Genomic DNA, 22,341 nt, shown 5'->3' on the forward strand with positions numbered 1-22,341 from the left:
TGGTCCTGCTCTGGTGACCCCGGATGAGCTTTCGGCGTTCGGAGAACGCGTCGCCGGCTGCGCCCGCCGATGCCGCGGCGGTCCACAAGCGCACCCTGTCGGCGCTGTTCGGAGCGGACCCGGTGCCCGCGAAATTCCTCGGGTCGAGCACGAGTGAGGGCGATCTGGCTGGGTAACCACCCCGATACCGGAACGGTGGAGGTGCTTTGCCCCCAGGTGCACCGGACCGCCGTTCCCGCGCGAGGTGGCTCGTCGAGCGCGCGCCGTGCCGGGCGACGCGCTCGGCGAGCCACCCCAAGAACGAAGGGCCGAAGGCACCCTGCCCGCAGATCACTGCGGAGCAGGGCTCCCCGCCGCTTCGGCGGCCCGGCCGCCTGCCTTCCGGCACCCAGCAGCGTCAGCAGAAGATCGCCAGCGAATACGGCCGGTCGTGGTCCACGTGGAGCGGCGATGCCCCCGAGGGGGTGGCGGTGCGGACGAACAGGGTGTTCGCACCCACCGCGCCCACCACGATCGACGCGCTGCCCGGGCCGGGATCGTTGCCGCCGTTGGTGTTGACCGCTCCGGTCAGCGCGCAGTTGGTGATGCTGGTGCTGGTGGTGAGGTTGTAGCGGCCGCTGCCGAACTTGCTGACCCCGGTCACCCCGGCGCCGGCGAGCAACTGCCCGTTCGCGCTGACCTTGACCCACACCGACGCGGACATCGCACCGGGCGCGCTCCCGGCGCCCGTGTCCGCCGACGCGGCGATGCCCGCGCCGCCGGCCCCCAGCACGACGGCCGCCGCCGAGGTCATGGCCAGACGCTTCGCTCGTGACGTGTTCATCGGTTCCTCCCCGTGTTCCTGCCGAGCTGCCAGGGTGTGCGACGAGGGCGGCTCAAGGGAAGGCTTCGGTCCGCTCAACGGGACGCCGGGAATACTCCTGGGGTCGCAGCCGGGCTCCAGCCGCGTCGCGGGAGGGCACCCACCGCCGCGGTGGGTGGACCGCTCCTAGACCGGCGGCAGGCCGATGATGGTGCGGTCGCCGGTTTCCCAGACCGGGGTCATCGTCACCGCGGTGATCCGCCATCCCCGCACCAGGCGGTAGCGGTACCGGCCCCCGAGTGTCCACAAGCGACTCCCCAGCCGGTGCACGGCCTGGAATTCCGCGGTCACCTCGGCTTCGCCGCCGCGGGTGCGGGCCAGCTGGTTCCCCAGCAGGTGCTGGGTGGCGTCCAGGTGGCCGAGGCCGGTCCGCCAGCTCTCCACCAGGTCGTCCGCCGCGACCGGGCCGGCCGGGACACCGGTCAGCGCGCTGTAGTCGAGCCACACCTCGTCGGCGAACACCCGTCGCAGGCCGGCCCAGTCCCGCAGGTCGAACCGCACCGCCATCTGGGTGGTGACCTCCACCGGGTCACCACCGGCGCTCGCGTCGGCCCGCAGCGGCACGGTGGCCGCCACGCCCGCGACTCCCGCCACCAGGGCGGCTCGCCGCTTCATCACGCCGACCAGCGGGTGCTGGCCCCGGCGGTCACGTCGAGCACCGTGCCCGAGACGTACCGCGCCCGCGGCGAAGCGAGGAAGGCGATCGCCTCGGCCACGTCCCCGGGTTCGATCAGCCCGACCGGCTGGGTGTGGTAGGCCCGCAACGCCTTCTCCAGGTCCTCCGGCCCGGTGCCGCCTGCCCATTCGTAGGTCGCGTCGTTGAGCACCATCGGCGTGCGCACCCCGGTCGGCGCCACCCCGCTGACCCGCACCCCGGCCGGGCCGACCTCCGTGGCCACGCCCTTGACCAGCCCGATCACCCCCCACTTCGCGGCCTGGTAGTGCGCCAGCTGCGGGGCGCCGTGCCTGCCCTCGCTGGAGGAGACCACGATGATCGCCCCGCTCCCCCGCGCCACCAGGTGCGGGACGGCCGCGCGCACGGTGTTCGCCACGCCGATCAGGTTGACGTCGATGACGTCGGCGAACTGCCGCGCGCTCATCTCGGCGAGCGGGCTGTAGGTGTTGATCCCGGCGTTCGCCACGGTGATGTCCAGCCTGCCGTGCGCGCGCCGGACCTCGTCCGCGGCCTGCTGCATCCGCACCGCATCACGCACGTCGGCGCGGATGGTGGTGCAGCGGCGGCCGAGCGCGCGCACCTGCCGCGCGGTGTCCGCCAGTTCCGCTTCGCTCCCGAGTGGATAGTCCACTTGGATCGCCGCGGGGTCGGCGATGTCCAGTGCCGCCACGTGGGCGCCCGCCTTCGCCAGCGCCAGGCAGGTCGCCCGGCCGATGCCGCGTGCCGCGCCGGTGACCAGTGCGACCTGCCCGTCCAGTTCACCCGTGGCCGTGGCCTCGGCGGTGCCGGCCGCCGCCATCGCGACGGCGGCCGTGCCCGCGCCCGCCAGCAGGGTCCGTCTGCTCAATCCGTCCATGCCACGGAGCTTGACCCCGCCCGGCGGCCGCCGTCCAAGACCCGCGACCATAACGAACCCGCATGAGCCAGCAAACCCAGCTCCAGCAAGGAAAAGCCGATCAGCGCCGCCGAGCTGGGCAACCACACCAGCGCGAGGCCGATGAACAGGACGGGCAGCACCAGCCCGGCGTAGGCGGCCAGGAACAACGCCGCGAGCACCTCCCCGCGACGGGCCGGTCCGGCGAGCGCGGCCACGGTCGCCACCGACGCGCGGAAGCCCAGCCCCACGCCCGCCCCGGCGGCGACGCCCCCGGCGAGGAACAACCACAGCAACGAGGCGGTCACCGCCACGGGCAGCGCCACCAGCCCGGTGACCATCAACGCGAAACCCAGCCGCAACTGGGTGCGGGTGGCCAGACCGGCGCACACCAACTGCGCCACGGCCGCCGCGGCGAACACCGAGAACGACGCGAACCCCGCCAGCAGCCGGGAGTCCTCGTGCAACCCCTGCGCCAGCAGGGTCGGGGCCAGTGCCATGAACAGGCCCGAAATCGCGAACGCGGCGAAGGCGCCGATCGCCGCGCCGGAGAACACCGGCCGCGCGCTCACCGGCAGGGACACCCGCTGCGGGCGGTACGCCGGGCGTTCCTCCGCCCGCTCCACGGTTTCCGGCACCAGTGCCACCGCGAGCGCGGAAACCAGCAGCAGCACCAGGAAGAAGACGAACGGTGTGCGCAGCGGCTCGGCCGAGTACCGCGCGAACACGCCACCGGCGATCGGCCCGAGCGACAACCCGCCCATGTTCACCGCGGTGGCGACCAGCCCGGCGCGCCCGGGCCCCTCGGCGGGCCGGGCGACGGCCCGCAGTTCGGACAGGTGGGCCGTGGCCGTGGCGGTCAGCGCGCCGATGCCCGCCCCGCCGGCCAACCTGGCCAGCACCAGGCCCGGCACCTCGGGCCAGGCCAGGAAGAGCGCCGCCGACAACGCCTCCGCGAGCGTCGCCGCGAGGATCACCCGGCGGCGGCCCAGCCAGTCGCTGACGTGCCCGGCGAGGTAGAGGCTCACCATCACGCCGACCGCGTAGGCGGCGAACACGATGGTCACCACGAACGTCGGGAACCCGTCGCGCTGCTGGTAGAGCACGTAGAGCGGGGTCGGCACGGTGGAGAAGGCCAGTGCGGCGGCGAAGGCGGCCACGACGACCCAGAACCCGGTGCCGTGGCTGATCCGCCCCGGCGCGGGGCGGCTCGACGAGATGAGGTGGACCATGCCTCCACGATGGACCGGTGGATAATCCAAGTCCAACGAACAATCCTGGTCACAGCTATCGCCATCGGCGATAATCGCCGCCGTGGAAACCCGTCAGCTCGAACACTTCGTCGCCGTCGCCGAAGAACTCAGCTTCACCCGGGCCGCGCAGCGGTTGTACGCGGTGCAGTCCACCGTGTCCGCGACGATCCGGGCGCTGGAAACCGAACTGGGCGTCAAGCTGTTCCACCGCTCGACCCGGCGGGTGGCGCTTTCCCCGGCGGGCGCGGTGTTCCTGCCCGAGGCGAAGGCCGCGCTGGAAGCGGTCGACCGGGCACGCGAGGTGGTCGCGGACGCCTCCGCCGGGCTGCGCGGCCGCCTGCGCATCGGCACCCTCACCAGCGTCGGCGAACTCGACCTGCCCGACCTGCTCGGCGCCTTCCACCGGCGGTACCCGCTGGTGGAGCTGCACGTGACGGTGTCGGTCACCGGCTCGACCGGGCTGGCCGAAGACGTGCGGCAGGGCCGGCTCGACGTGGCGCTGGTCGGCCTGCCCGAATCGGACCTGGCCGGCCTGGCCACCCGCCCACTGGGCTCGGCACCCTACGTGGTGGTGCTGCCGGACGGCCACCGGCTGGCGGACCGCCGCTCGCTCACGCTCACCGAGCTCACCGGCGAGTCGTTCGTCGACAACCCGCGCGGGTTCGGCAACCGGATCGCGCTGGACCGGGCGTTCGAAGCCATCGGCGCCCCGCGGCGGGTCACCGTCGAGGTCGCCGACCTGCGCACCGTGCCCGCGTACGTGGCCGCGGGCCTGGGCATCGCCGTGGTGCCGGACCTCCGGCTGCTCTCGGGCGTCCGGACCATCCCGCTCGAGGACACCCCGGTGTGGCCGTTCACCATCGCCACCCGCGCGGGCCGGCCGAGCCCGGCGGTGCGCACCCTGCTGGACCTGATCGCCGCCCGTGGTTTCTCCGTCGGGCCGAAGGGGGGCGCGTGAGCTGGGAGGTGGGGAACGGGATCAGCGCAGCTAGAGCACCGCGCCCAGCGGCAGGATCAGCAGGATCGCCACCACCGAGATCACCGTCTCCATGATCGACCAGCTCTTCACCGTCTGCCCCACCGACAGGCCGAAGTACTCCTTGACCAGCCAGAACCCGGCATCGTTGACGTGCGAGAAGAACAGCGAGCCCGCGCCGATCGCGAGCACCAGCAGGGCGCTGTGCGCGGGGTCCAGGGTGGCCGCGAGCGGGGCCACGATGCCCGCCGCGGACACCGTCGCCACCGTGGCCGAGCCGGTGGCCAGGCGGATGGCCACCGCGACCAGCCAGCCCAGCAGCAGCGGGGAGAAGTTCGCCCCGGTGGCCAGTTCGGTGATCACGTCGCCGACCCCGGCGTCCACCAGCGTCTGCTTGAACCCGCCACCGGCACCGACGATGAGCAGGATGCCGGCGATCGGGCCGAGCGAATCGGCCAGCGTGCCCGACATCCGGCCCCGGCTGAACCCGGCGGCCCGGCCGAGGGTGAGCATGCCGACCAGCACCGCGGCCAGCAGCGCCACCAGCGGGTCGCCGACGAAGTCGAGCACGCGCCGCAGCTGGTTCTCCTTGTCCAGCAGGATGTCCGCCAGCGCCTTGCCCATCATCAGCACCACCGGCAGCAGCACGGTGGCCACCGTGGCGAAGAAGCTGGGGCGGCGCGTGTTCTGCTCGGTGTCACCCACCGATTCCGGCACCAGGTGAGCGGGGGCCTGCGCGTCCGGCACCAGCCGCGCGGCCAGCCTGCCGAACAGCGGACCGGCGATGACCACCGTCGGGATCGCGATCAGCACGCCGAAGGCCAGGGTGATGCCGACGTTGGCGTTCAGCGCCCCGGCGGCGGCGAGCGGGCCGGGGTGCGGCGGGACCAGGCCGTGCAGCACCGAGAGCCCGGCCAGCGCCGGGATGCCGAGCAGCAGCAGCGGCTGCCCGCTGCGCCGGGACACCAGCAGCACCACCGGGATCAGCATGACCAGGCCGATCTCGAAGAACATCGGCAGCCCGATCAGCGCGGCCACCAGCGCCATCGCCCAGGGCAGCAGCTTCGGCCCGGACCGCGAGATGATGGTGTCCACGATCTGCTCGGCCCCACCGGAATCGGCGAGCAGCTTGCCGAGCATGGCCCCGAGCGCGATCAGCACCCCGACCGAGGCCACGGTCGAGCCGACCCCGCCGCTGAAGCTCTTGATCAGCTTGTCCACCGGCAGGCCGGCGACCAGGCCCAGCACCCCGGAGGACAGGATCAGCGCGAGGAACGGGTGCAGTTTGAGCTTGGTGATCAGCACGACGATCAACGCGATGGCCAGCGCGGTGGCCCCGAGCAGGCGGAGGTCGTGCCCGCCTGCGGCCGCGGCGAGTTGGTTCACGGGTGGTCCTTCCGGTAGGCGGTGAGCGCGGCTTCCACGAGTTGCTCCGGCGGGGCGCCGACGTCCAGCGTGCGGCCTCGTTCGCCCGGCCGCAGCGGACCGAGCTCGGCCAGCTGGGAGTCCAGCAGGGACGCTGGCATGAAGTGGCCGGACCGCCCGCCGATGCGGGCGGCGAGCAGCTCGCGGACTCCGTCGAGGTGGAGGAACCAGACGTTCCCGCCGGCGCGGAGCACGTCGCGGTATTCGTGCTTCAGCGCCGAGCAGGCGACCACTCCACCCGATCGGGTGTGCGCCCGCACCCAGCCGGCGATCGCTTCCAGCCACGGCCACCGGTCGGCGTCGGTGAGCGGGACCCCGGAGGACATCTTCGCGATGTTCGACGCCGGGTGGAACGCGTCGGCTTCGGCGAACTCGACGCCGATGCGCCCGGCCAGCGCGGCGCCGACGGTGCTCTTGCCCGCCCCCGCCACGCCCATCACCACGATGACCGCCATGAATGACCTCCTCGTCCGCGGGAGAGCCTAAACCCAATAGGTACTACTTAATCAAGTGAAAGTACTACTTAATCGAGTCAGTGCGTTACCGTCACGACATGGCCGACGGGGTGCACGCGAAGATGCTGGACGAGCTGGGCACCGCCATCGCCGGCGGCGAGCTGCCCCCGGGCTCGGTGCTGCGACTGGAAGAACTCCAGGTCCGCTACGGCGCGTCGCGCACGGTCGCGCGCGAGGTGGTGCGGGCGCTGGAGACCATGCGGCTGACCTCCAGCAAGCGCCGGGTCGGTGTCACCGTGCGGGACCACGGCGACTGGAACCACTACGACCCGCGGGTGATCCGCTGGCAGCTCGACGGGCCGCGGCGGCAGGCGGCGCTGCGGGCGCTGACCGAACTGCGGTCCGCGATCGAGCCGAGCGCGGCCCGGTTCGCCGCCCTGCGTGCCACCCCGGAGCAGCGCGGGCAGCTGCGTGCCCTCGGCTCACGGCTGGCGACCACGGCGAAGGCCCGCGACCTGGTCACCTTCCTCGGGCACGACATCGCCTTCCACGACCTGCTGCTGACCGCCTCGGGCAACCCCATGTTCAGCCAGCTCGCCGCCGTGGTGGCCGAGGTGCTCACCGGCCGCACCGGGCACGGGCTGATGCCGCCCGAACCGCAGCCGGAAGCCGTGGCGCTGCACCAGGAAGTCGCGCTCGCCGTGGACCGGGGCGAAGCCGACCGGGCCGAGCGCGCCATGCGCGACATCGTCATCCAGGCGCGGGACGAAATGGCGGAACTGCTCGGCTGAGCCTCCTGCTAGTGTCCGGTTTGCGCCTTTCACTACCAGGGCGAGCCATCCCACTCCCGGAGGATTTCCTGATGTTCAAACGGATGCTGAGCGCCTTCGGCGTCGGCGGACCGTCCGTCGACACCGTGCTCGACTCCCCCGACGCGGTGCCCGGCGGCACGATCACCGGTCAGGTGCGCATCCAGGGCGGCAAGCACGAAGCCAGGATCGACCGCATCGAACTGTCGCTGGTCACCAGGGCCGAAGCCGAGCGGCACGACCGCGAGCAGGTCGGCACGCTGGACTTCCACCGCATCGTGGTGCGCCAGGACGTGCGCGTGGCCGCCGGTGAACCGCTGGACGTGCCGTTCGAGCTGCCGGTGCCGTGGGAAACACCGATCACCGCGGTGGGTTCGGCGCAGCTGCGCGGCATGGTCGTCGGCGTGCGCACCGAACTGGTCATCGCCGGGGCGCCGGACAAGGGCGACCTCGACCCGGTGGCGGTGCACCCGCTGCCGTCGCAGGAGTCCGTGCTCGACGCGTTCGGCGAGCTGGGTTTCCAGTTCCACAGCGCCGACGTCGAACTGGGCAGGCTGCACGGCGTGCCGCAGCGGCTCGACTGCTTCCAGGAACTGGAGTTCTACCCGCCGCGCGAGTTCGCCGGCCGGATCAACGAGGTCGAGCTGACCTTCGTGGCCACGCCGCACGAACTGCACGTGGTGCTGGAGGCGGACAAGCGCGGTGGCGTGTTCCGCGCCGGCGGGGACGCATTCGGCCGGTTCGGTTACGCGCACGAGGAAGCCGAGCGGGTGAACTGGGCCGAGCTGATCGGCCAGTGGCTGACGCGGGTCGCCGAGAGCAGGCCCGCGCACGGCGGGCACTACGGGGAGTACGGCCACCACGGCCACCACGGGCACGGCCCCGGCATGGGTGCCGTGGTCGGCGGTGTGGCCGCCGGGGTGGTCGGCGGCATGGTGCTCGGCGAGGTCTTCGACGAGATGGGCGACCTCGGCGAGTTCGAGGAATAGGTCACCTCCGCTTCACCTTGATCTCACGCATGTCCGTGACCGCGACCTTGAGGTCTCGGTAGGGCAGTTCGTGGGCGTCCAGTGCGGCGATCGCGCGGTTCTTCGCCGCGCGGTCGTCGTCGTCCCGGCGGGCGGGCACCTGGCACCGGAAGGTGAACACGGTGGCGTTCGCGTCGTGGGTGAACGTGCCCGCCTCGCTGAACACCAGGCCGCCCGCGCTTTCGGCCAGCCGGGTGCGCTGGGCGTCGGTCAGGCCGTCGAACTTGCCGCGGATCGTCACTCGGAACACGTTCACCGGGGGTCCTCCGTTCGCGTGGCATAGGTCAGCACCCGCTCGCCGAGCAGGCCCTCGATCGCGTCGAGCAGGGTCAGGGCGGTTTCGGCGATCCGCTCGGGGTCCTCGCCCGCCACGGTGCGCCTGCCGATCTCGCCGAACACCACGCCGTGGAACCAGCCAATCTGGCTCGCGACCAGGCGGGGCACCGGGTCGTGCTCGGGTGCACCGGTCTCTTCGGCGAGCAGTTCGGCGAGCCGGTGCACCATCTGCGCGCTGACCTCTTCGAGCCGCGCGGCCAGGGTCGGCGCGGCGAGCATCATCGCCAGCACGCGCCCGAAGCCCTCGGTCAGCCCGATCGTGCGATCGCGGCGGCGCACCTCGTCACGCAGGCGCGCGAGCACCGCTCGGGCCGCCGATTCGCCGGCGGCGCGTTCGCGCACCATGTCGGCCAGCCGGTCCGGCGACGCCTCGTCCGGCGGCAGCACGAGGTCTTCCTTGGCGGCGAAGTAGTTGTAGACGGTGTTGACCGCGACGTCCGCCGCTTCCGCCACCTCGGCGATCGTCACCTGGTCGAAGCCGCGTTCGACGAACAGCCCGAGCGCCACGTCGGCGATCCGGCGGCGGGTCAGCCGCTTCTTGCGTTCCCGCAAACCTCCACTCACACCCATGATTGAAGCACACTGCAATTTTGCAGTCGACTCCATTTTGACCGGCGTCCGTATGCTGTCGCCGTGACCGACGACGCACTGGAGGAGTACCGGCTGCTCATCGCCGACGTGTACGAGCTGGCCGGGATCTCACGGCGCACCAGCGAGGACATCGCACGCGAGGCGGGGCAGACGGCGGCCAGGTGGCACGTGCTGAGCGTGCTGTCGGACGGCCCGCGCACCGTCCCGAACGCGGCGCGGCGCCTGGGCCTGACCCCGCAGAGCGTGCAGCGGGTGGTGACCGACCTGCTGGACACCGGCCAGGTCGAGGCCACCCCGAACCCGGACCACGCCCGCTCCCCGCTGATCGCCCTGACCCCGGACGGCCGGGCCACCCTGACCCGCCTGTTCGCCCGCTCCGACGATGCCCGGCGCCGCCTGCTCACCCGCTCCGCCACCACCGCCGAAGAGCTGCGCCAGGCCAGGGAAACCCTGCACGCCCTCCTGACCTCTCTCCGAACGCCCCCCTGAGCCCTCGCCGATCACTCCGTTGCGGACAGGCCGGAGAAGTCGCCGGCTGGCGGCAAGTGGCGCCGGCCTTCGGCTCAGGAGTGGCGCTGCAGGAGGGCGTAGTGCTGCGGACGGGGATCGAAGCGGGTCAGCAGGGCCCGGGCGGCGGGCGGCACAACGGAGGCATCGGGATCTCCGTTGGTGAAGGCGTGGATGGCGGGCCAGTCGTCGAAGGTCATGATGGTGACGAATTCCGACTCCCCCTCGGAGTCCCGGCGCAGGACGGAGAGGTCCTGCAGGCCGGGGATGCCCCGCCGCAGGATGGCCGGGGCGATGGTGTTGTTCAGCAGCTCTTCGTAGGCGTCCGCCCGGGCGCCGGACGCCCAGCCGTGCCACATCCGCAGGATCATGCCACCACCATAGCCATAAGGCTGTCAAAACGACAGCATGTTGGCGAACAAGCCGGCCACGCCTGCCAGATGTCCGCGGGCACCCGCCTGCCCACGACCGGCCTCGTGCGCACCGGCGTGGTGAACGCGGCCGGGCCCAGCCCTGCTGAAGTCGGACGCCACCTTCGTCGTCCGGCGCGGGCTCGCGGATTCCTCCTGCCACTCCCCGGAAGCGCGGAACTCGCCGGGGCAGTTCCGCGGCACTCGGCTTTTCCGGGTGCGGCTGGGCACCAGCGTCCGGCACTACGCGCGGGGCGTGAGCCGGGCGGTGGTCACCCCGTCACCGCCCGCCGCGGCGGACGGTGAGCTGGGCGCCCGGCACCAGGGCGGCGTATTCACGGGCGGCCGAACCGCCTGCCGCGCCGCCGAACACCACCAGGTGCCGGGCGCCCGCTGCGGCGTAGACCCGCCACAACGCGGCGAAGTTGCGCCGGAGCAGCCGTTCGTCCCCGTTCCAGCCGATGTCGTTGAGATCGATGTAGGCGGCTTTGGTGCCGTTGGTGAACAGTCCGGTGTAGATCGCCCAGGCTTCGGCGGACTGCCCGCGCTCATCGGGGTCGTACAGCCAGATCACTTCGGTCATCGGCCGAACCCCGTGCGCTCCAGCACCAGCGCCGCCGAGTCCGCGGCGGACAGGTGCGTGGTGTCGACGGTGCAGTCGGCGAACTCCGTGCGGTCCAGCTCGCCGGCCAGCTCCAGGCACAGGTCGACCAGGTCGGTGAACCGGCCGCGGCGCAGGAACCGCGCCTCGTGCACCTCGGCTTCGGCACGCAGGCGGCACAGCACGAGCTCGACGCCGTCCAGGTGCCCGCGGTAGCGGTCCAGCTCGCCGGCGGTGCGCAGGTTGCCGGAGACGACCAGCCCCCGGACCCCGGCGTCCCGGTAGTTCGGCCACACCGCGGCCAGGGCGGCGGCCTTGACCCGGTGGTTGTCCTGGTCGTCCTCCGGCGCCGGGTAGCACAGCCCGATCTGGTCGGTGTCGACGTGGGCGAGGTCCGGGTGGCGGCGGGCGATCTCCCGCGCCACCGTGGTCTTGCCCGCCGCGGGCGGACCGAAGAGCCAGAGGATCACGGCGGCCACCCTGCCAGGACGAGCCCGGCTCGGGCCACCGATTTACCCGGCGGTGTCGGCGTAGACGATGCCGCGGCCGTTCGTGCCGACGTACACCCGGCCGTGGATCCGGGGATCACCGGTGATCGCCTCGCCTGCGTTGCCGAACTGGTGGGCGTCGTCGTTGATCCGCACCCAGGTGGCCCCGGTGTCGTCCGAGCGGAAGAACCCGTTCTCCCGCACCAGGTACAGCGCGGGATAGGCCCTGCCGGGCGCGGCCTTGCCGAAGCCGGCGTTGACCGCCTTGTCCACGCCGGGCAGCCGGGTCGCGGTGGCACCGGAATCGGTGGAGTGGAACAGCCCGCCCGCACCGGCGAGCCACAGGTCGCCCTCGCGGCCCGGCACGGCGTGGAGCTTCGCCGCGTCCACCGTGGCGGCGGCGGTGAAGTTCGCGCCGCCGTCGGTGCTCACGTAGAGCCGTCCGGCGGCCAGGCCGTAGAACTTCATCGGGTTCACCCGGTCGGCTTCGACCACCGCACCGGCCGGGATGCCCGCCGACGGTGTCCACGAGTTGCCGAAGCCTGCCGAGTGGTGCACGGCCGCGCCCTGCGGGCTCCAGACGAACCGGCTGCCGTTCGCCGCGGCCGCGACCGTGCCACCCCCGGTCACCCCGCCGGGTTCGGTGGCCCCCCACCAGTTCGCGCCGCCGTCGGTGGAGAAGGCCACGCGGGGTGCCTGCTCGGCGTTGCCGGCGCGCACCATCGTGCCCGGCGACAGCTCGGCGTAGTCCAAGCTGGTGGCCGAGGTGAACACCGGACCGGTGAACATCATCTTCGGCACCTTCGCCAGGTCGTCGTGCCGGAAGCCGCCGAGGTCACCGAGCCCGCTGACCAGCGGCGGCCCGGACGGCGGGCTGATCAGGTCCAGCACCGCGGTCTCCTCCAGCCCGGCCGCGGCGGGGGTGATGCGGATCTTCCCGCCGCGGTCCCAGGCGGTGAGGTTCCCGGTGCCGTAGATGGTCGCGCCGGTGCCGTACATCATCCGGTCCGAGTCGAACGGGTCGATCTCCAGCGATTCGGTCATCCAGCCCAGTTTGGGTGCTGTTTCCGGTGGTGCCGGGTTCGCGCCGAAGGTCAGCCACGGCGCGGCGGAGATGTCCATCTCGTAGCGGTCGATCCGCTCGGGGTAGTTGCCCCAGTCCCAGCTCCGGGTCCAGGTGGCGCCGCCGTCGGTGCTGCGGAAGATGATCGTGTCCGGCCACCAGGAGATCTGCGTGGTGACCATCAGCGTGCCGGGGTGCTGCCGGTCCACGCTCAGCCCGCTGTAGCCGAAGTAGTTGTCCCCGCTGTCCGAGGGGATCGGGCTGATCCGCGTCCAGGCGCCGGAGGCCGTGTCGAACTTCCACACGTCACCCCCGCCGCCGTCGTACGGGCCGCCCTTGTCGCTGGTGGCCAGGTAGAGGAAGCCGCCTGCCTCGTCCAGCACGCCCTTGTGCGCCAGGTAGCCGGTCGGCTGGCCGGGCAGCCGCTGCCAGGTCGCACCGGCGTCGGTGCTGCGGTAGACCGTGTTGTCCTTGTCGGCCACCCCGGCGTAGATCGTCCGGCTGGGGCCGCCCGCCGTGCCGGACCGCGAATCGTAGGTCACCCAGACCACACCCTGGTTGTCGCTGGCGTAGCCGTTGGGATCGGCCGGGTCCTCCACGTAGTTGCCCGGGTTCGGGAACGCGGTGACCTCGGCCCAGGTCACGCCGGAGTCGGTGCTGCGCCAGAGGCCGTGGCCGCTGGGCGCACCGAGGTAGAGCACGCGGCCGTCGTTCGGGTCGACGGCGAGCCGCTCCCCCATGCCCCGGCCCGGCATGTTGCCGCCGAGCTTGAACGGCAACCGGCTGACCTGCCAGGTGGCCCCGCGGTCGGCCGAGCGCAGGACGGCGCCGTTGTTCGGGTCCCAGCTGTTGGTGTACATCCCGGCCGCGGCGTACACGCGGTTCGCGTTCTTCGGGTCCGGTGCGATGCTGACCACGCCGTTGTAGCCCCACCGGTCCCAGCCCACCCAGTCCAGCAGCGGCACCCACCGGCCGGTGGCCCGGTTCCACCGGTACGCGCCGCCGATGTCGGTGCGCGCGTAGACGAGGTCCTTCTCGGCTCGGCTGAACACGATGCCGGGCACGAAGCCGCCCCCGGCGATCTCGACGTTGCGCCAGGTGATCGCCGCCGGGGCGGCGGCCGGGGGCGCCGGGGTGGACAGGAGCAGCAGTACCGCGGTGAGCAGCCACCTCATGGTTCGACTCCCCAGGTCCGGGTTCCGCCGAGGTAGGCGGGCAGCTGGGGCGCGGCGGTGTGGGCGGCCGCCGTGCCGTGGCTGTGGTCGTCGGTCTCGTCGAAGTTCGACCAGTCGCTCTTGCCCAGCCGCAGCTGGAGCTCCCCGGTGGACTGGCCGGGCGCGAGGGTTCCGGTGGTGAAGCCGATTTCCAGGTGGGCGCCGGGCACCGCCGTGATCGGGTGCACCGCGGTGGTCAGGTTCGCGCAGCCCGCGGCGGCCCGGTCGCAGTGGGACGAGACGGCGCTGGAGCCGTCACGGGTGGAGTAGTACCGCACCTCCACCGCCTTGAGATCTACAGTGGACTGACCGGTGTTGACCACCTGGATCCCGGGCCGGATGGCGTTGTCCGCCGGGTTCGAGTCGTTGTTGCGGTGACGCACCTCGAGACTGCCCGGTGGAGCCGCCGCGGTGCGCACGGCCGGCGGGGCCGGGGGCGCGGAGGAGTTGCCCGCGGCATCCCTGGCCCGCACGGTGTAGGTGTACTCGGTCTCCGGTGAGAGGCCGCTGCCGGTGAACGACGTGCCCGCCGAGTTGCCGGCTTCGGTGCCACCGCGGAAGGTGTCGTACTCCCGCACACCGACGTTGTCCGTGGCGGCGCCCCAGCCGGGGGTGACGCTCGCCGAACCGGTGGCCGTGCCCACCAGGGCGCCGGGTGCGCCCGGGGCCTCGGTGTCCGTGCCGCCACCGCCGCCGTACCGCTCCCCCAGGCTGATGCCGGTGGTGCTGCCCGTGCCGCCGAGCGGCGCCTCGTGGTCGAGGCCGACGAACTTGCCGCCGTGCTGCCAGAGCGCCGGTTCGAGCAGGTCGTACTTGGTCTCGTCCCAGGTCTTCCAGTCGTCGAGCAGCAGGCCGCCGGTTTCCCCGGAGTTGGGGTTCAAGCACCAGAACGTCTGGTGCAGCCCGTTTTCGGTGATCAGGTCCCGCAGCGCGGTCATCCACTCGTCCTGCCTGGCGTCCTGGCCGAGCCGCCCGCCCCATTCGCCGAGCAGCAGCGGTGCGGTGCCGTTCTCGTGGAGGTGGAACCAGTTCGGCTGCCACACGTCGTCGGTCAGCGTGGTCTTGCCGAACTCCTTCTTGAACCACGGCTGCTCGAACACCAGCGGCCCGTAGTCGTGCGGTGAGCAGACCAGCTGGTCCTGGTGCCCGCCGAGGTCCACCGGGTGGTCCTTCACCCCGCGCAGGTTCCCGCCCCACCAGCTCCCGTGGTAGTCGGTGGGCGTGACCGAAGCCCAGTCCTTGCCGTCCTTGGGGTAGATCTCGTTGCCCTCGCAGAGGATCAGCACTTCCGGGTTGATCGCCAGGATGCGCTTGCCCGCGGTTTCACAGGCGTGCTTGAAGTTGTCCTGGTCCGCCGAGCCGTCCCGCTTGGCCCGCGGGGTGGCCGACGCGGTGCCGTGCGGTTCGTTCTTGACGTCCATCGCGATGATGGTGTCGTCGTGCCGGTACCGCGCGGTGACCCATTCCCAGCCCTGGTAGAACGGTTCCGGCGTGATCGCGCCCTTCCACCACACCGGGTGCACGTGGCCGGAGTCGTCCGCCTCGGCGCTGTGCACGTCGAGCAGCACCTTCAGCCCGTACTCCTCGCACAGCGCCAGGAAGTGGTCGAACACCTCCAGCGTGGTCCGGCCCGCGAGCTCCGGGTTGACGTAGGTGTTCACCGCGCTGGCCACGCCCGCCTGCCCGGCCTTCCACTCCAGCAGCAGCTGGGTGGAGATCGGCACGCGGACCAGGTTGATCCCGCGCTCGGCCATCGACCGGGTCACCTGCTCGATGTTCGCGCTCCACGGGCCGTGGAACACGCGCTCGCCGGCGTTGGAGCCGAACCAGTTCGCGCCGGTGAGCCACACCTCGCTGCCGTCGGCGTCGACGATCCTGTTCCCCTCGGTGCGCAGCCAGTCGCCGGTGGCCGCGGCCGCCGGTGGTGCCGCCGACCCGGTCGGCGCCACCACGGCGGCGGGCAGCAGGAACACCACGACCAGCAGTTTCCGCACCGGAACTCCTCACCGCTTGGGAGCGCTCCCAGTCCTGCTCGGACAGTAGCCAGCCGGGAACTCCGGTGTAACTAGGCCGTTGGGATGATTTCGGCCACCGCCTCGACCACCCGGTCCACTTCGTCCTCGGTGTTGTAGTAGTGCGGCGACAGGCGCAGGCACCAGTCGACGTCCTTGTCGCCGAAGTCGAACTGGGCGAATTCGCGGAAGCTCAGCGCCGAGTTGATGCCGCGCTCGTCGAGCGCAGCCTTGAACGGTTCCGGCGCCCAGCCGGACGGGGCGAAGGTGACCAGCGCGGCCGGGTCCGGACCGCGGTCGAAGGTGCGCACCCCGGGCAGTTCCCCGAGACGGGCCCGGAGGTCCGCGGCCAGGGCGGGCGTTCGCCGGGACACCGGTTCGATGCCGACGCCGAGCGCGTAGCGGACCGCCGCGGCACAGCCGAGCACGGTGGCGTAGGGGAACTCCCACTCCTCGAACCGCGCGGCGGTGTCGAGCAGCCGGTAGTCGCGTGGTGCGGTCCACCGGGCGCCGTGCATGTCGGCGAACAGCGGTTCGTAACCCGCCCGCAGCACGCGGTCGGCGACGTAGAGGAACCCCGATCCGCGTGGGCCGCGCAGGAACTTGCGGCAGGTCCCGGTGAGCAGGTCGCAGCCGATCTCCTCGACGTCCAGCGGGAACTGACCGGCCGACTGGCAGGCGTCGACCAGGTAGAGCAGGTCCTGCTCACGGGCGTGGCGGCCGATCTCGGCGATCGGCTGCACCAGCCCGGAGTTGGTCGGCACGTGGGTGGCCGCCACCAGCCGCGGCCGGCGCGAGCGCATCAACGCGGCCATCACGTCCACGTCCACCCCGCCGTCCGGCCGGTCCGGCGCGTGCAGCACCTCCACGCCGAACCGCTTGCGCAGGGACAGGAACGCGATCTGGTTGGAGACGAAGTCGTTGCGCGTGGTCAGGATGACGTCGCCGCGTTCGAACGGGATGGCCGAGAGCGCCTTGCTGTAGGCGTGCGTGGCGCTGCCGGCGAAAGCCACGTTCTCCGGGGCGCAGTTGAGCAGTTCCCCGACGGCCGCGTAGAAATCCCGGACCTGTTCGGCCTTCGCGGCGGCGGCCTCGTAACCGCCGATGTTCGCTTCGAGGTGCAGGTGGTCGAGCACCGCCTGGAGCACGGGACGGGCCAGCAGGCCGCATCCGGCGTTGTTGAAGTGGATCACCGATTCGCTGCCCGGGGTGTCGGCCCGCAGCGCGGCGACGTCGAGAAACGGTTCTGCGGTGGCGGCGAAAGCGCTACTCTGTTCTCTCATGTCCGAGAGTAGCAGTATCGAGGCGCTGGTGACGAGCCTCGCCGCCGAGGTCGCCGCGCTGGCGCCGGGGCAGCGGCTGCCGAGCAGCCGGGAACTGGTGCGCCGCCACGGGGTGAGCCCGGTGACGGTCACCCGTGCCATCTCGCAGCTGGCCGCCGAAGGCGTGGTGGTGACCCGGCCCGGCAGCGGCACCTTCGCCGCTCCCCGCCGGGCCCGGCCGGACCAGGTGCCGGACACCTCGTGGCAGTCGGTGGCGCTCGGCGACCGCAGCGTCGAAGCCGGTTCGGTGGCCGGGCTGCTCCGGCCACCGCCCGCGGACGCCGTCCCGCTGGGCGGTGGTTACCCGCATTCCTCGCTGTGGCCGGGAAAAGCGCTCGGTGCCGCCCTCGCCAGGGCCGCCCGCCGTCCCGACGCCTGGCACCGCGCGCCGACCGCGGGACTGGCTCCGCTGCGGGCGATCTTCGCGCGCACGGCCGGGGCGGACCCGGAGGACGTGCTGGTCACCGGTGGCGGGCAGGGTGCGCTGGCGATGGCGTTCCGGGCGATCGGCGCGCCGGGCAGCCCGGTGCTGGTGGAGTCGCCGACCTATCCCGGTGCGCTCGCCGCCGCCCGCGCCGCCGGGCTGCGCCCGGTCCCGGTGCCGATGGACGGCGACGGCATCCGGCCGGACCTGCTCGCCGAGGCGTTCGAGATGACCGGCGCGCGGCTGCTGTACTGCCAGCCCGCCTTCCACAACCCGACCGGTGCCGTGCTCGCCCCCGGGCGGCGGGACCAGGTCCTCGCCGTGGCCAGGGCGAGCGGGGCGTTCGTGCTCGAAGACGACTTCGCCAGGCACCTCGGGCACGGCGGCCCGGTGCCGCGGCCGCTGGCCGCCGACGACCGGGACGGCACGGTCGTCTACTCGACCTCGCTGACCAAGGCGGCTTCACCCAGCCTGCGGGTCGGCGCGCTGGTCGCCAGGGGGCCGGTGTTCGAGCGCCTGAAGGCGATGCGCCTGGTCGACGACTTCTTCCTCGCCCGCCCGCTGCAGGAAGCCGCGGTCGAACTGCTCAGCAGCCCCGCGTGGGAACGGCACCTGCGTGCGCTGGGCACCGCCCTGCGGGAGCGCTGCGCCGCGCTGGCCACCGCGCTCGACCGCGAGGTCCCGGACTGGACGGTCGACCGCCTGCCCCGGGGTGGCCTGCACCTGTGGGTCCGCCTCCCCGGCCCGCGGCCGCTCCCGGACGGTGTGGCGGTCGGGCTCGGGCGGGACTTCTTCCCCGCCGAGGCACCCGGCGAATACCTGCGGCTGAACTTCGCCGCGCCCGCCGGCGTCGAAGACCTGCCGGAAGCGGCCCGCCTCCTACGCGGCGGTGCCGCTGCTGCCGCGGGTGATCAGCATGGGTGAAGCGGTGCACTCGTCGGTCACCGCCTCCCCCGCCACCACCCGCCGCAGCAGCGAGGCCGCGAGCGCGCCGAACTCGGCGATCGGCCGGCGCACGGCGCTCAACGCGGGGCGGACCAGCCGGCACAGCACCGAGTCGTCCCAGGCGATCAGGGAAACGTCGCCGGGCACCGAGATGCCGAGTTCGTGCGCGACCCCCAGCGCGGCCACGGCCATCACGTCGTTGTCGAAGACCAGCGCGGTCGGCGGGCGGCGGGAGACGAGCACCCGCCGGGCGGCACTGGCCCCGGCTTCGTCGGAGTAGTCGGTGTGCACCACTTCGGCGCTGTCGAACCCGAGCCGCGACGCCGCGCGCTCGAACGCCTCGGACCGCACGCGGGTGTGCATGAACTCGCGCGGTCCGGCCACCCGCACGATCCGGCGGTGCCCGAGCGCGGCGAGGTAGTCGAGCACCTCGTCGATCGCGGCCACGTCGTCGATCCAGGCGCAGGGCAGCCCGGCCCGGCCCAGCGGCCCGCCGATGACCACCGCGGGCAGGCCCATCGAGGCCACCGCGTCCACCCTGGCGTCGTCGTCGCGCAGGTCGATCAGCAGCACGCCGTCGACCCGGCGTTCGGCGTGCCAGCGCCGGTAGATCTCCAGTTCGGTGTCGTGGTTCGGGGACACCTGCAGCACCAGCGAAACCGGGCCGCTGCCGAGTTCGTCCTGGATGCCGGCGATCAGCCGGATGAAGAACGGCTCGGCGGCCAGCGTTTCCGCCGGGCGGTCGATCACCAGGCCGAAGGCACCGGCGCGGCCGTCCGAGAGCGCCCGCGCCGCGGTGCTCGGCGCCCAGCCCAGTTCCTCGGCGATACCGGTGATCCGGCTGCGCGTGGCGGCCGAAACCCCGGGCCGGTTGTTCAGCGCGTAGGACACCGCACCCTTCGACACCCCGGCCGCCTTGGCGATGTCGGCGATGGTCGGACGTTTCAAGCAGGCCTCCCGGTTGTGCTGCGGCGAGTCTAGCAACGCCCTACTTAACCGGGTAAGCAGTCGCTTTCGTTGACTGGAACAGCACTGGACGATTACCTTGTGCATCCGGGGAGCGAGAGATCGATCAGTCACTGAACCAGTTCAGCTCCTCGTTGCCAGGGAGAGGAACGCCGCGCCATGGCCACATCACGGGGCGAGCAGGTCCGGTTCCCGCCCGGCTTCGTCTGGGGCACCGCGACCGCGGCCTACCAGATCGAAGGCGCCGGGCCACCCGGTGCCCGCGGACCGTCCATCTGGGACACCTTCGCTGCGCTGCCGGGACGGACCGGCGGCGACAACGGGGACGTCGCCTGCGACCACTACCACCGCTATTCCGAAGACCTGCAGCTGCTGCACGCGCTCGGCGCCGGGGCCTACCGGTTCTCCGTGTCCTGGTCGCGCCTGCAGCACGCCGGGCGCGGGCCGCTCGACCAGCGCGGCATCGACTTCTACTCGCGGCTGGTGGACGGCCTGCTCGACCGCGGCATCCAGCCGTGGGTGACGCTGTACCACTGGGACCTGCCGCAGCCGCTGGAGGACGCGGGCGGCTGGCCGGCCAGGGACACCGCGCTGCGCTTCGCCGACTTCGCCGCCGGGGTGCACCACTTCCTGGCCGATCGGGTCACCCGGTTCATCACGCTGAACGAGCCGTGGTGCTCGGCGTTCCTCGGCTACGCCGGCGGCCTGCACGCCCCCGGCCGCACCGAACCGGCCGCCGCCGTCCGCGCCGCGCACCACCTGCTGCTCGGGCACGGGCTGGCCCTGGAAGCACTGCGGTCCATCGCCCCCGCCGAGGCCGGCATCACGCTGAACCTCACCCCGGTCACCGCGGCGACCGGCGACCCCGCCGACACCGACACCGCCCGCCGCATCGACGGCCTGAGCAACCGGCTGTTCCTGGATCCGCTGCTGCGCGGAGCCTATCCGGAGGACGTGGTGGACGACCTCGCCCCGATCACCGAGTTCGGTTTCGTCGAAGACGGTGACCTGGCGGTGATCGGCAGGCCGATGGACTTCCTCGGGGTCAACTACTACGCCCCGCTGACGGTGTCCGGCACCCCGGACGCGCCCGCGGTCGAGCCGCCGTCGAACCACCCCGGCGTGACCCGGCTGGGCATCCGGCACACCGAGCGCCGGACCAGCATGGGCTGGAGCGTCGACGGCTCGGGGCTGACCCGGGTGCTCACCCGGCTCGCGCGCGAATACCCGCCGATCCCCTTGTACATCACGGAGAACGGGGCCGCCTACGACGACGAGGTGGCCGGTGGGCAGGTGCTCGACCACGACCGGATCGCCTACCTCGACGAGCACCTGCGTGCCGCGCACGACGCCATCACCGCCGGTGCCGATCTGCGCGGTTACTTCCTCTGGTCGCTGCTGGACAACTTCGAATGGGACCGGGGCTACCGCAAGCGGTTCGGCCTGGTGTACGTGGATTTCGAGACGCAGGAGCGGATTCCGAAGCTGAGCGCCAAGTGGTACCGGGACGTCGTGCTCGGCAACGGGCTCGGCTGAACCGGGAGCGGCTCACGTGCTGGCGGCCAGTTCCCTGACCACCTTCGCGAAGTCCGCCACCAGCGGGTTGTTGCTGGTGGCGGGCCAGGCGAAGGCGATGCGCAGCGGGTCGACGTCGACGATGGGCCGCCACTCGAGGTCGGGGCGGGCGTAGTAGGTGGCCATCGAGCGCGGGCCGATGCACACCGCCGCTCCCCCGGCCACGTTCTCCAGCATCTCCTCGACGTTGTCGTTCTCCGGTCCCCACTTGGGTTCCGAGCCGTCCGGGCGCGGGTTCACCGCCCACCAGTCGACCCAGTGCCGGGGCGCCTTCCTGGTCCACATCAGCGGTTCGTCGGCCAGGTCGCCGATGGTCACGGTGTCCCGCGCGGCCAGCCGGTGGCCGGTGGCGAAGCCGACCATGCGGGGTTCCACGGCCACGATCTCCGCGTGCAGGCCGTTGGTGTCGGCGGGCAGCCACAGGAAGGCGATGTCGACCAGGCCGTCCCGCAGCGCGGCCGCCTCCCCGCCCCAGTCGAACCGCTTGGGCTCGATGGTGACGTCGGGGTGGCGCTCGGTGAACAGGGTGCGTGCCCTGGCGCTGAGCGGACCCGCCCCGGTGGCTTCGAAGCCGACGCGCAGCACCCGCAGTTCGGCAGCGGCCACGCTGCGGGCGGTGCGCTGGGCGGACTGCCAGTCCGCGACCAGCCGCCGCGCCGAGGGCAGCAGCGCCTCCCCGGCCAGCGTCAGCCGCACCTCGCGGCTGGTCCGCTCGAACAGCTGGATGCGCAGGTCCGCCTCCAGCTGGCGGATCTGCCTGCTCAGGGCGGGCTGCGAAACGTAGAGCCGTTCGGCGGCGCGGGTGAAGCTCAGCTCCTCGGCCACCGCCACGAAGTACCGCAGGACGCGGGTGTCGACATCCAACTGCTGGTCCCCTCGCCGTGATCTATGCGCACAGCTTATGGCCACCGGTCTTGGACGGGGGTGAAGTTCCGGTGTCTTCTCGAAGGGGAGAAGAGCCGACTACCTGCTTGGGGTACTGAAATGACCGAGATCTCCCGTGCCGATGCGTTGCGCACCGCCGGTCTGGCCGCCGCGGGTTCACTGCTGCTCGGTGCGGCGACCACCGGCACCGCGCACGCGGCCGGGCGCACCCACCCGAACGTCAAGCTGATCCAGGACTACTACGCCGCCTACGCCACCGGGGACCCGCGGCAGCTCCGCCCGTTCTTCGCCGAGGACATCCGCTGGACCATTCCCGGCCACCACCCGCTCGCCGGCACCAAGACCGGGATCGAGGAGGTGCTGGCCTTCTTCGCCGAGCTGAACCGCGCCGGGTTCCAGGCGCAGCCGATCTTCCTCGCCGCCGACGGCGAGTGGGTGGTCGACCTGCACCGCGGCTGGAGCACCAAGCCCGCCGGGCTGGACCTGACCTGGGCGCTGGCCTTCCGGATCCGGGGCCGCAAGATCGCCGAGGCGATCAACTTCCCCGGTGACCAGCACGCCGCGGACGCCTACTTCTGGCAGGCCTACCCGCTGGCCCCCATCCCGGACCGGCTCGCCGGTTGACCTCCACCGCGCTGGAGCTC

Annotated in this window: 23 protein-coding genes and 1 pseudogene; 8 read left to right on the top strand and 16 right to left on the bottom strand. The window is 72.3% G+C overall.

The annotated features are described in order from the left end of the window. Positions 1-397: 397 nt before the first annotated feature. From AC07EG_RS34920 to AC07EG_RS34935, 4 genes are all read right to left on the bottom strand, one after another. Positions 398-823 carry a hypothetical protein gene (locus AC07EG_RS34920; protein WP_478257529.1) on the bottom strand — a complete coding sequence of 142 codons (426 nt, stop codon included), beginning with the start codon at positions 821-823 and terminating at the stop codon, positions 398-400. A gap of 165 nt (positions 824-988) precedes the next feature. Then, positions 989-1,477 (bottom strand): nuclear transport factor 2 family protein, encoded by a 489-nt coding sequence (locus AC07EG_RS34925; protein ID WP_478257530.1) that lies wholly within the window; start codon positions 1,475-1,477, stop codon positions 989-991. Next, the gene (locus AC07EG_RS34930; RefSeq protein WP_478257531.1) at positions 1,477-2,385 is read right to left on the bottom strand and encodes a mycofactocin-coupled SDR family oxidoreductase; all 909 of its coding nucleotides are present in this window, start codon (positions 2,383-2,385) and stop codon (positions 1,477-1,479) included. Before AC07EG_RS34930 ends, AC07EG_RS34925 begins: the two co-directional genes overlap by 1 nt. Then, entirely contained in the window at positions 2,382-3,644 is a 1,263-nt protein-coding gene (locus AC07EG_RS34935; protein WP_478257532.1) for an MFS transporter, read from the bottom strand. Before AC07EG_RS34935 ends, AC07EG_RS34930 begins: the two co-directional genes overlap by 4 nt. A gap of 82 nt (positions 3,645-3,726) precedes the next feature. Here AC07EG_RS34935 and AC07EG_RS34940 point away from each other — a divergent pair, with 82 nt between their 5' ends. After that, positions 3,727-4,623, top strand: coding sequence for a LysR family transcriptional regulator (locus AC07EG_RS34940; protein ID WP_478257533.1), 897 nt, complete (start codon positions 3,727-3,729; stop codon positions 4,621-4,623). A gap of 30 nt (positions 4,624-4,653) precedes the next feature. On the opposite strand, the gene AC07EG_RS34945 is transcribed toward AC07EG_RS34940, so the two are convergent. Both AC07EG_RS34945 and AC07EG_RS34950 read right to left on the bottom strand, forming a co-directional pair. Further along, positions 4,654-6,027, bottom strand: a complete 1,374-nt coding sequence (locus AC07EG_RS34945) for a GntT/GntP/DsdX family permease (protein ID WP_478257534.1) — start codon at positions 6,025-6,027, stop codon at positions 4,654-4,656. Continuing rightward, a complete protein-coding gene (locus tag AC07EG_RS34950) occupies positions 6,024-6,521 on the bottom strand; it encodes a gluconokinase (protein WP_478257535.1) in 498 nt (165 codons plus the stop codon). The genes AC07EG_RS34945 and AC07EG_RS34950 overlap by 4 nt, the downstream gene beginning before the upstream one ends. Positions 6,522-6,643: 122 nt before the next feature. Here AC07EG_RS34950 and AC07EG_RS34955 point away from each other — a divergent pair, with 122 nt between their 5' ends. Beyond that, positions 6,644-7,312 (top strand): FadR/GntR family transcriptional regulator, encoded by a 669-nt coding sequence (locus AC07EG_RS34955; protein ID WP_478257579.1) that lies wholly within the window; start codon positions 6,644-6,646, stop codon positions 7,310-7,312. 71 nt (positions 7,313-7,383) lie between these two features. Continuing rightward, positions 7,384-8,319 carry a sporulation protein gene (locus AC07EG_RS34960; protein WP_478257536.1) on the top strand — a complete coding sequence of 312 codons (936 nt, stop codon included), beginning with the start codon at positions 7,384-7,386 and terminating at the stop codon, positions 8,317-8,319. A gap of 1 nt (position 8,320) precedes the next feature. Here the strand turns inward: AC07EG_RS34960 and AC07EG_RS34965 are convergent, their stop codons facing one another. Together AC07EG_RS34965 and AC07EG_RS34970 are read right to left on the bottom strand one after the other, a co-directional pair. After that, a complete protein-coding gene (locus AC07EG_RS34965) occupies positions 8,321-8,614 on the bottom strand; it encodes a DUF6204 family protein (RefSeq protein WP_478257537.1) in 294 nt (97 codons plus the stop codon). Beyond that, positions 8,611-9,258 carry a TetR/AcrR family transcriptional regulator gene (locus AC07EG_RS34970; RefSeq protein ID WP_478257538.1) on the bottom strand — a complete coding sequence of 216 codons (648 nt, stop codon included), beginning with the start codon at positions 9,256-9,258 and terminating at the stop codon, positions 8,611-8,613. The genes AC07EG_RS34965 and AC07EG_RS34970 overlap by 4 nt, the downstream gene beginning before the upstream one ends. Before the next feature lie 69 nt (positions 9,259-9,327). Between AC07EG_RS34970 and AC07EG_RS34975 the strand changes: the two genes are divergently transcribed. Then, positions 9,328-9,774 carry a MarR family winged helix-turn-helix transcriptional regulator gene (locus AC07EG_RS34975; RefSeq protein WP_478257539.1) on the top strand — a complete coding sequence of 149 codons (447 nt, stop codon included), beginning with the start codon at positions 9,328-9,330 and terminating at the stop codon, positions 9,772-9,774. A 74-nt stretch (positions 9,775-9,848) separates the two neighbouring features. Here the strand turns inward: AC07EG_RS34975 and AC07EG_RS34980 are convergent, their stop codons facing one another. Next, positions 9,849-10,163, bottom strand: coding sequence for a hypothetical protein (locus AC07EG_RS34980; protein ID WP_478257540.1), 315 nt, complete (start codon positions 10,161-10,163; stop codon positions 9,849-9,851). A 145-nt stretch (positions 10,164-10,308) separates the two neighbouring features. On the opposite strand from AC07EG_RS34980, the pseudogene AC07EG_RS34985 reads away from it, so the two are divergent. Further along, a pseudogene (locus tag AC07EG_RS34985) lies at positions 10,309-10,371 on the top strand (hypothetical protein); the annotation flags it as partial. 111 nt (positions 10,372-10,482) lie between these two features. Here the strand turns inward: AC07EG_RS34985 and AC07EG_RS34990 are convergent. From AC07EG_RS34990 to AC07EG_RS35010, 5 genes are all read right to left on the bottom strand, one after another. Further along, positions 10,483-10,785 (bottom strand): hypothetical protein, encoded by a 303-nt coding sequence (locus tag AC07EG_RS34990; protein ID WP_478257541.1) that lies wholly within the window; start codon positions 10,783-10,785, stop codon positions 10,483-10,485. Then, the gene (locus tag AC07EG_RS34995; RefSeq protein ID WP_478257542.1) at positions 10,782-11,273 is read right to left on the bottom strand and encodes an AAA family ATPase; all 492 of its coding nucleotides are present in this window, start codon (positions 11,271-11,273) and stop codon (positions 10,782-10,784) included. The genes AC07EG_RS34990 and AC07EG_RS34995 overlap by 4 nt, the downstream gene beginning before the upstream one ends. A gap of 42 nt (positions 11,274-11,315) precedes the next feature. After that, a complete protein-coding gene (locus AC07EG_RS35000) occupies positions 11,316-13,529 on the bottom strand; it encodes a xyloglucanase (protein ID WP_478257543.1) in 2,214 nt (737 codons plus the stop codon). Next, complete coding sequence (locus AC07EG_RS35005; RefSeq protein WP_478257544.1) at positions 13,526-15,562, bottom strand: cellulase family glycosylhydrolase; 2,037 nt, start codon at positions 15,560-15,562, stop codon at positions 13,526-13,528. Before AC07EG_RS35005 ends, AC07EG_RS35000 begins: the two co-directional genes overlap by 4 nt. 71 nt (positions 15,563-15,633) lie before the next feature. Then, on the bottom strand, positions 15,634-16,863 hold the full coding sequence (locus AC07EG_RS35010) for an aminotransferase class V-fold PLP-dependent enzyme (RefSeq protein WP_478257545.1): 1,230 nt from the start codon (positions 16,861-16,863) through the stop codon (positions 15,634-15,636). Between AC07EG_RS35010 and AC07EG_RS35015 the strand changes: the two genes are divergently transcribed. Next, the gene (locus AC07EG_RS35015; protein WP_478257546.1) at positions 16,862-18,250 is read left to right on the top strand and encodes an aminotransferase-like domain-containing protein; all 1,389 of its coding nucleotides are present in this window, start codon (positions 16,862-16,864) and stop codon (positions 18,248-18,250) included. The two genes, AC07EG_RS35010 and AC07EG_RS35015, sit on opposite strands and share 2 nt — an antisense overlap. Here the strand turns inward: AC07EG_RS35015 and AC07EG_RS35020 are convergent. After that, the gene (locus AC07EG_RS35020; protein ID WP_478257547.1) at positions 18,206-19,219 is read right to left on the bottom strand and encodes a LacI family DNA-binding transcriptional regulator; all 1,014 of its coding nucleotides are present in this window, start codon (positions 19,217-19,219) and stop codon (positions 18,206-18,208) included. The genes AC07EG_RS35015 and AC07EG_RS35020 overlap by 45 nt on opposite strands. 177 nt (positions 19,220-19,396) lie before the next feature. Between AC07EG_RS35020 and AC07EG_RS35025 the strand changes: the two genes are divergently transcribed. Beyond that, a complete protein-coding gene (locus tag AC07EG_RS35025) occupies positions 19,397-20,773 on the top strand; it encodes a GH1 family beta-glucosidase (RefSeq protein WP_478257548.1) in 1,377 nt (458 codons plus the stop codon). Between the two features lie 12 nt (positions 20,774-20,785). Here the strand turns inward: AC07EG_RS35025 and AC07EG_RS35030 are convergent, their stop codons facing one another. Then, complete coding sequence (locus tag AC07EG_RS35030) at positions 20,786-21,676, bottom strand: LysR family transcriptional regulator (RefSeq protein ID WP_478257549.1); 891 nt, start codon at positions 21,674-21,676, stop codon at positions 20,786-20,788. Positions 21,677-21,796: 120 nt separating this feature from the next. Here AC07EG_RS35030 and AC07EG_RS35035 point away from each other — a divergent pair, with 120 nt between their 5' ends. Beyond that, complete coding sequence (locus AC07EG_RS35035) at positions 21,797-22,321, top strand: nuclear transport factor 2 family protein (protein ID WP_478257550.1); 525 nt, start codon at positions 21,797-21,799, stop codon at positions 22,319-22,321. Positions 22,322-22,341 lie beyond the last annotated feature (20 nt).

The organism is Amycolatopsis sp. NPDC045836, assembly GCF_056431745.1.

Excerpts from the sequence above, each read along its gene's own strand:
- AC07EG_RS34920 (WP_478257529.1), bottom strand. The coding sequence starts at position 823 with ATGAACACGTCACGAGCGAAGCGTCTGGCCATGACCTCGGCGGCGGCC.
- AC07EG_RS34925 (WP_478257530.1), bottom strand. The coding sequence starts at position 1,477 with ATGAAGCGGCGAGCCGCCCTGGTGGCGGGAGTCGCGGGCGTGGCGGCC.
- AC07EG_RS34935 (WP_478257532.1), bottom strand. The coding sequence starts at position 3,644 with ATGGTCCACCTCATCTCGTCGAGCCGCCCCGCGCCGGGGCGGATCAGC.
- AC07EG_RS34950 (WP_478257535.1), bottom strand. The coding sequence starts at position 6,521 with ATGGCGGTCATCGTGGTGATGGGCGTGGCGGGGGCGGGCAAGAGCACC.
- AC07EG_RS34955 (WP_478257579.1), top strand. The coding sequence starts at position 6,644 with ATGCTGGACGAGCTGGGCACCGCCATCGCCGGCGGCGAGCTGCCCCCG.
- AC07EG_RS34960 (WP_478257536.1), top strand. The coding sequence starts at position 7,384 with ATGTTCAAACGGATGCTGAGCGCCTTCGGCGTCGGCGGACCGTCCGTC.
- AC07EG_RS34980 (WP_478257540.1), bottom strand. The coding sequence starts at position 10,163 with ATGATCCTGCGGATGTGGCACGGCTGGGCGTCCGGCGCCCGGGCGGAC.
- AC07EG_RS34990 (WP_478257541.1), bottom strand. The coding sequence starts at position 10,785 with ATGACCGAAGTGATCTGGCTGTACGACCCCGATGAGCGCGGGCAGTCC.
- AC07EG_RS35000 (WP_478257543.1), bottom strand. The coding sequence starts at position 13,529 with ATGAGGTGGCTGCTCACCGCGGTACTGCTGCTCCTGTCCACCCCGGCG.
- AC07EG_RS35015 (WP_478257546.1), top strand. The coding sequence starts at position 16,862 with ATGTCCGAGAGTAGCAGTATCGAGGCGCTGGTGACGAGCCTCGCCGCC.
- AC07EG_RS35010 (WP_478257545.1), bottom strand. The coding sequence starts at position 16,863 with ATGAGAGAACAGAGTAGCGCTTTCGCCGCCACCGCAGAACCGTTTCTC.
- AC07EG_RS35025 (WP_478257548.1), top strand. The coding sequence starts at position 19,397 with ATGGCCACATCACGGGGCGAGCAGGTCCGGTTCCCGCCCGGCTTCGTC.
- AC07EG_RS35035 (WP_478257550.1), top strand. The coding sequence starts at position 21,797 with ATGACCGAGATCTCCCGTGCCGATGCGTTGCGCACCGCCGGTCTGGCC.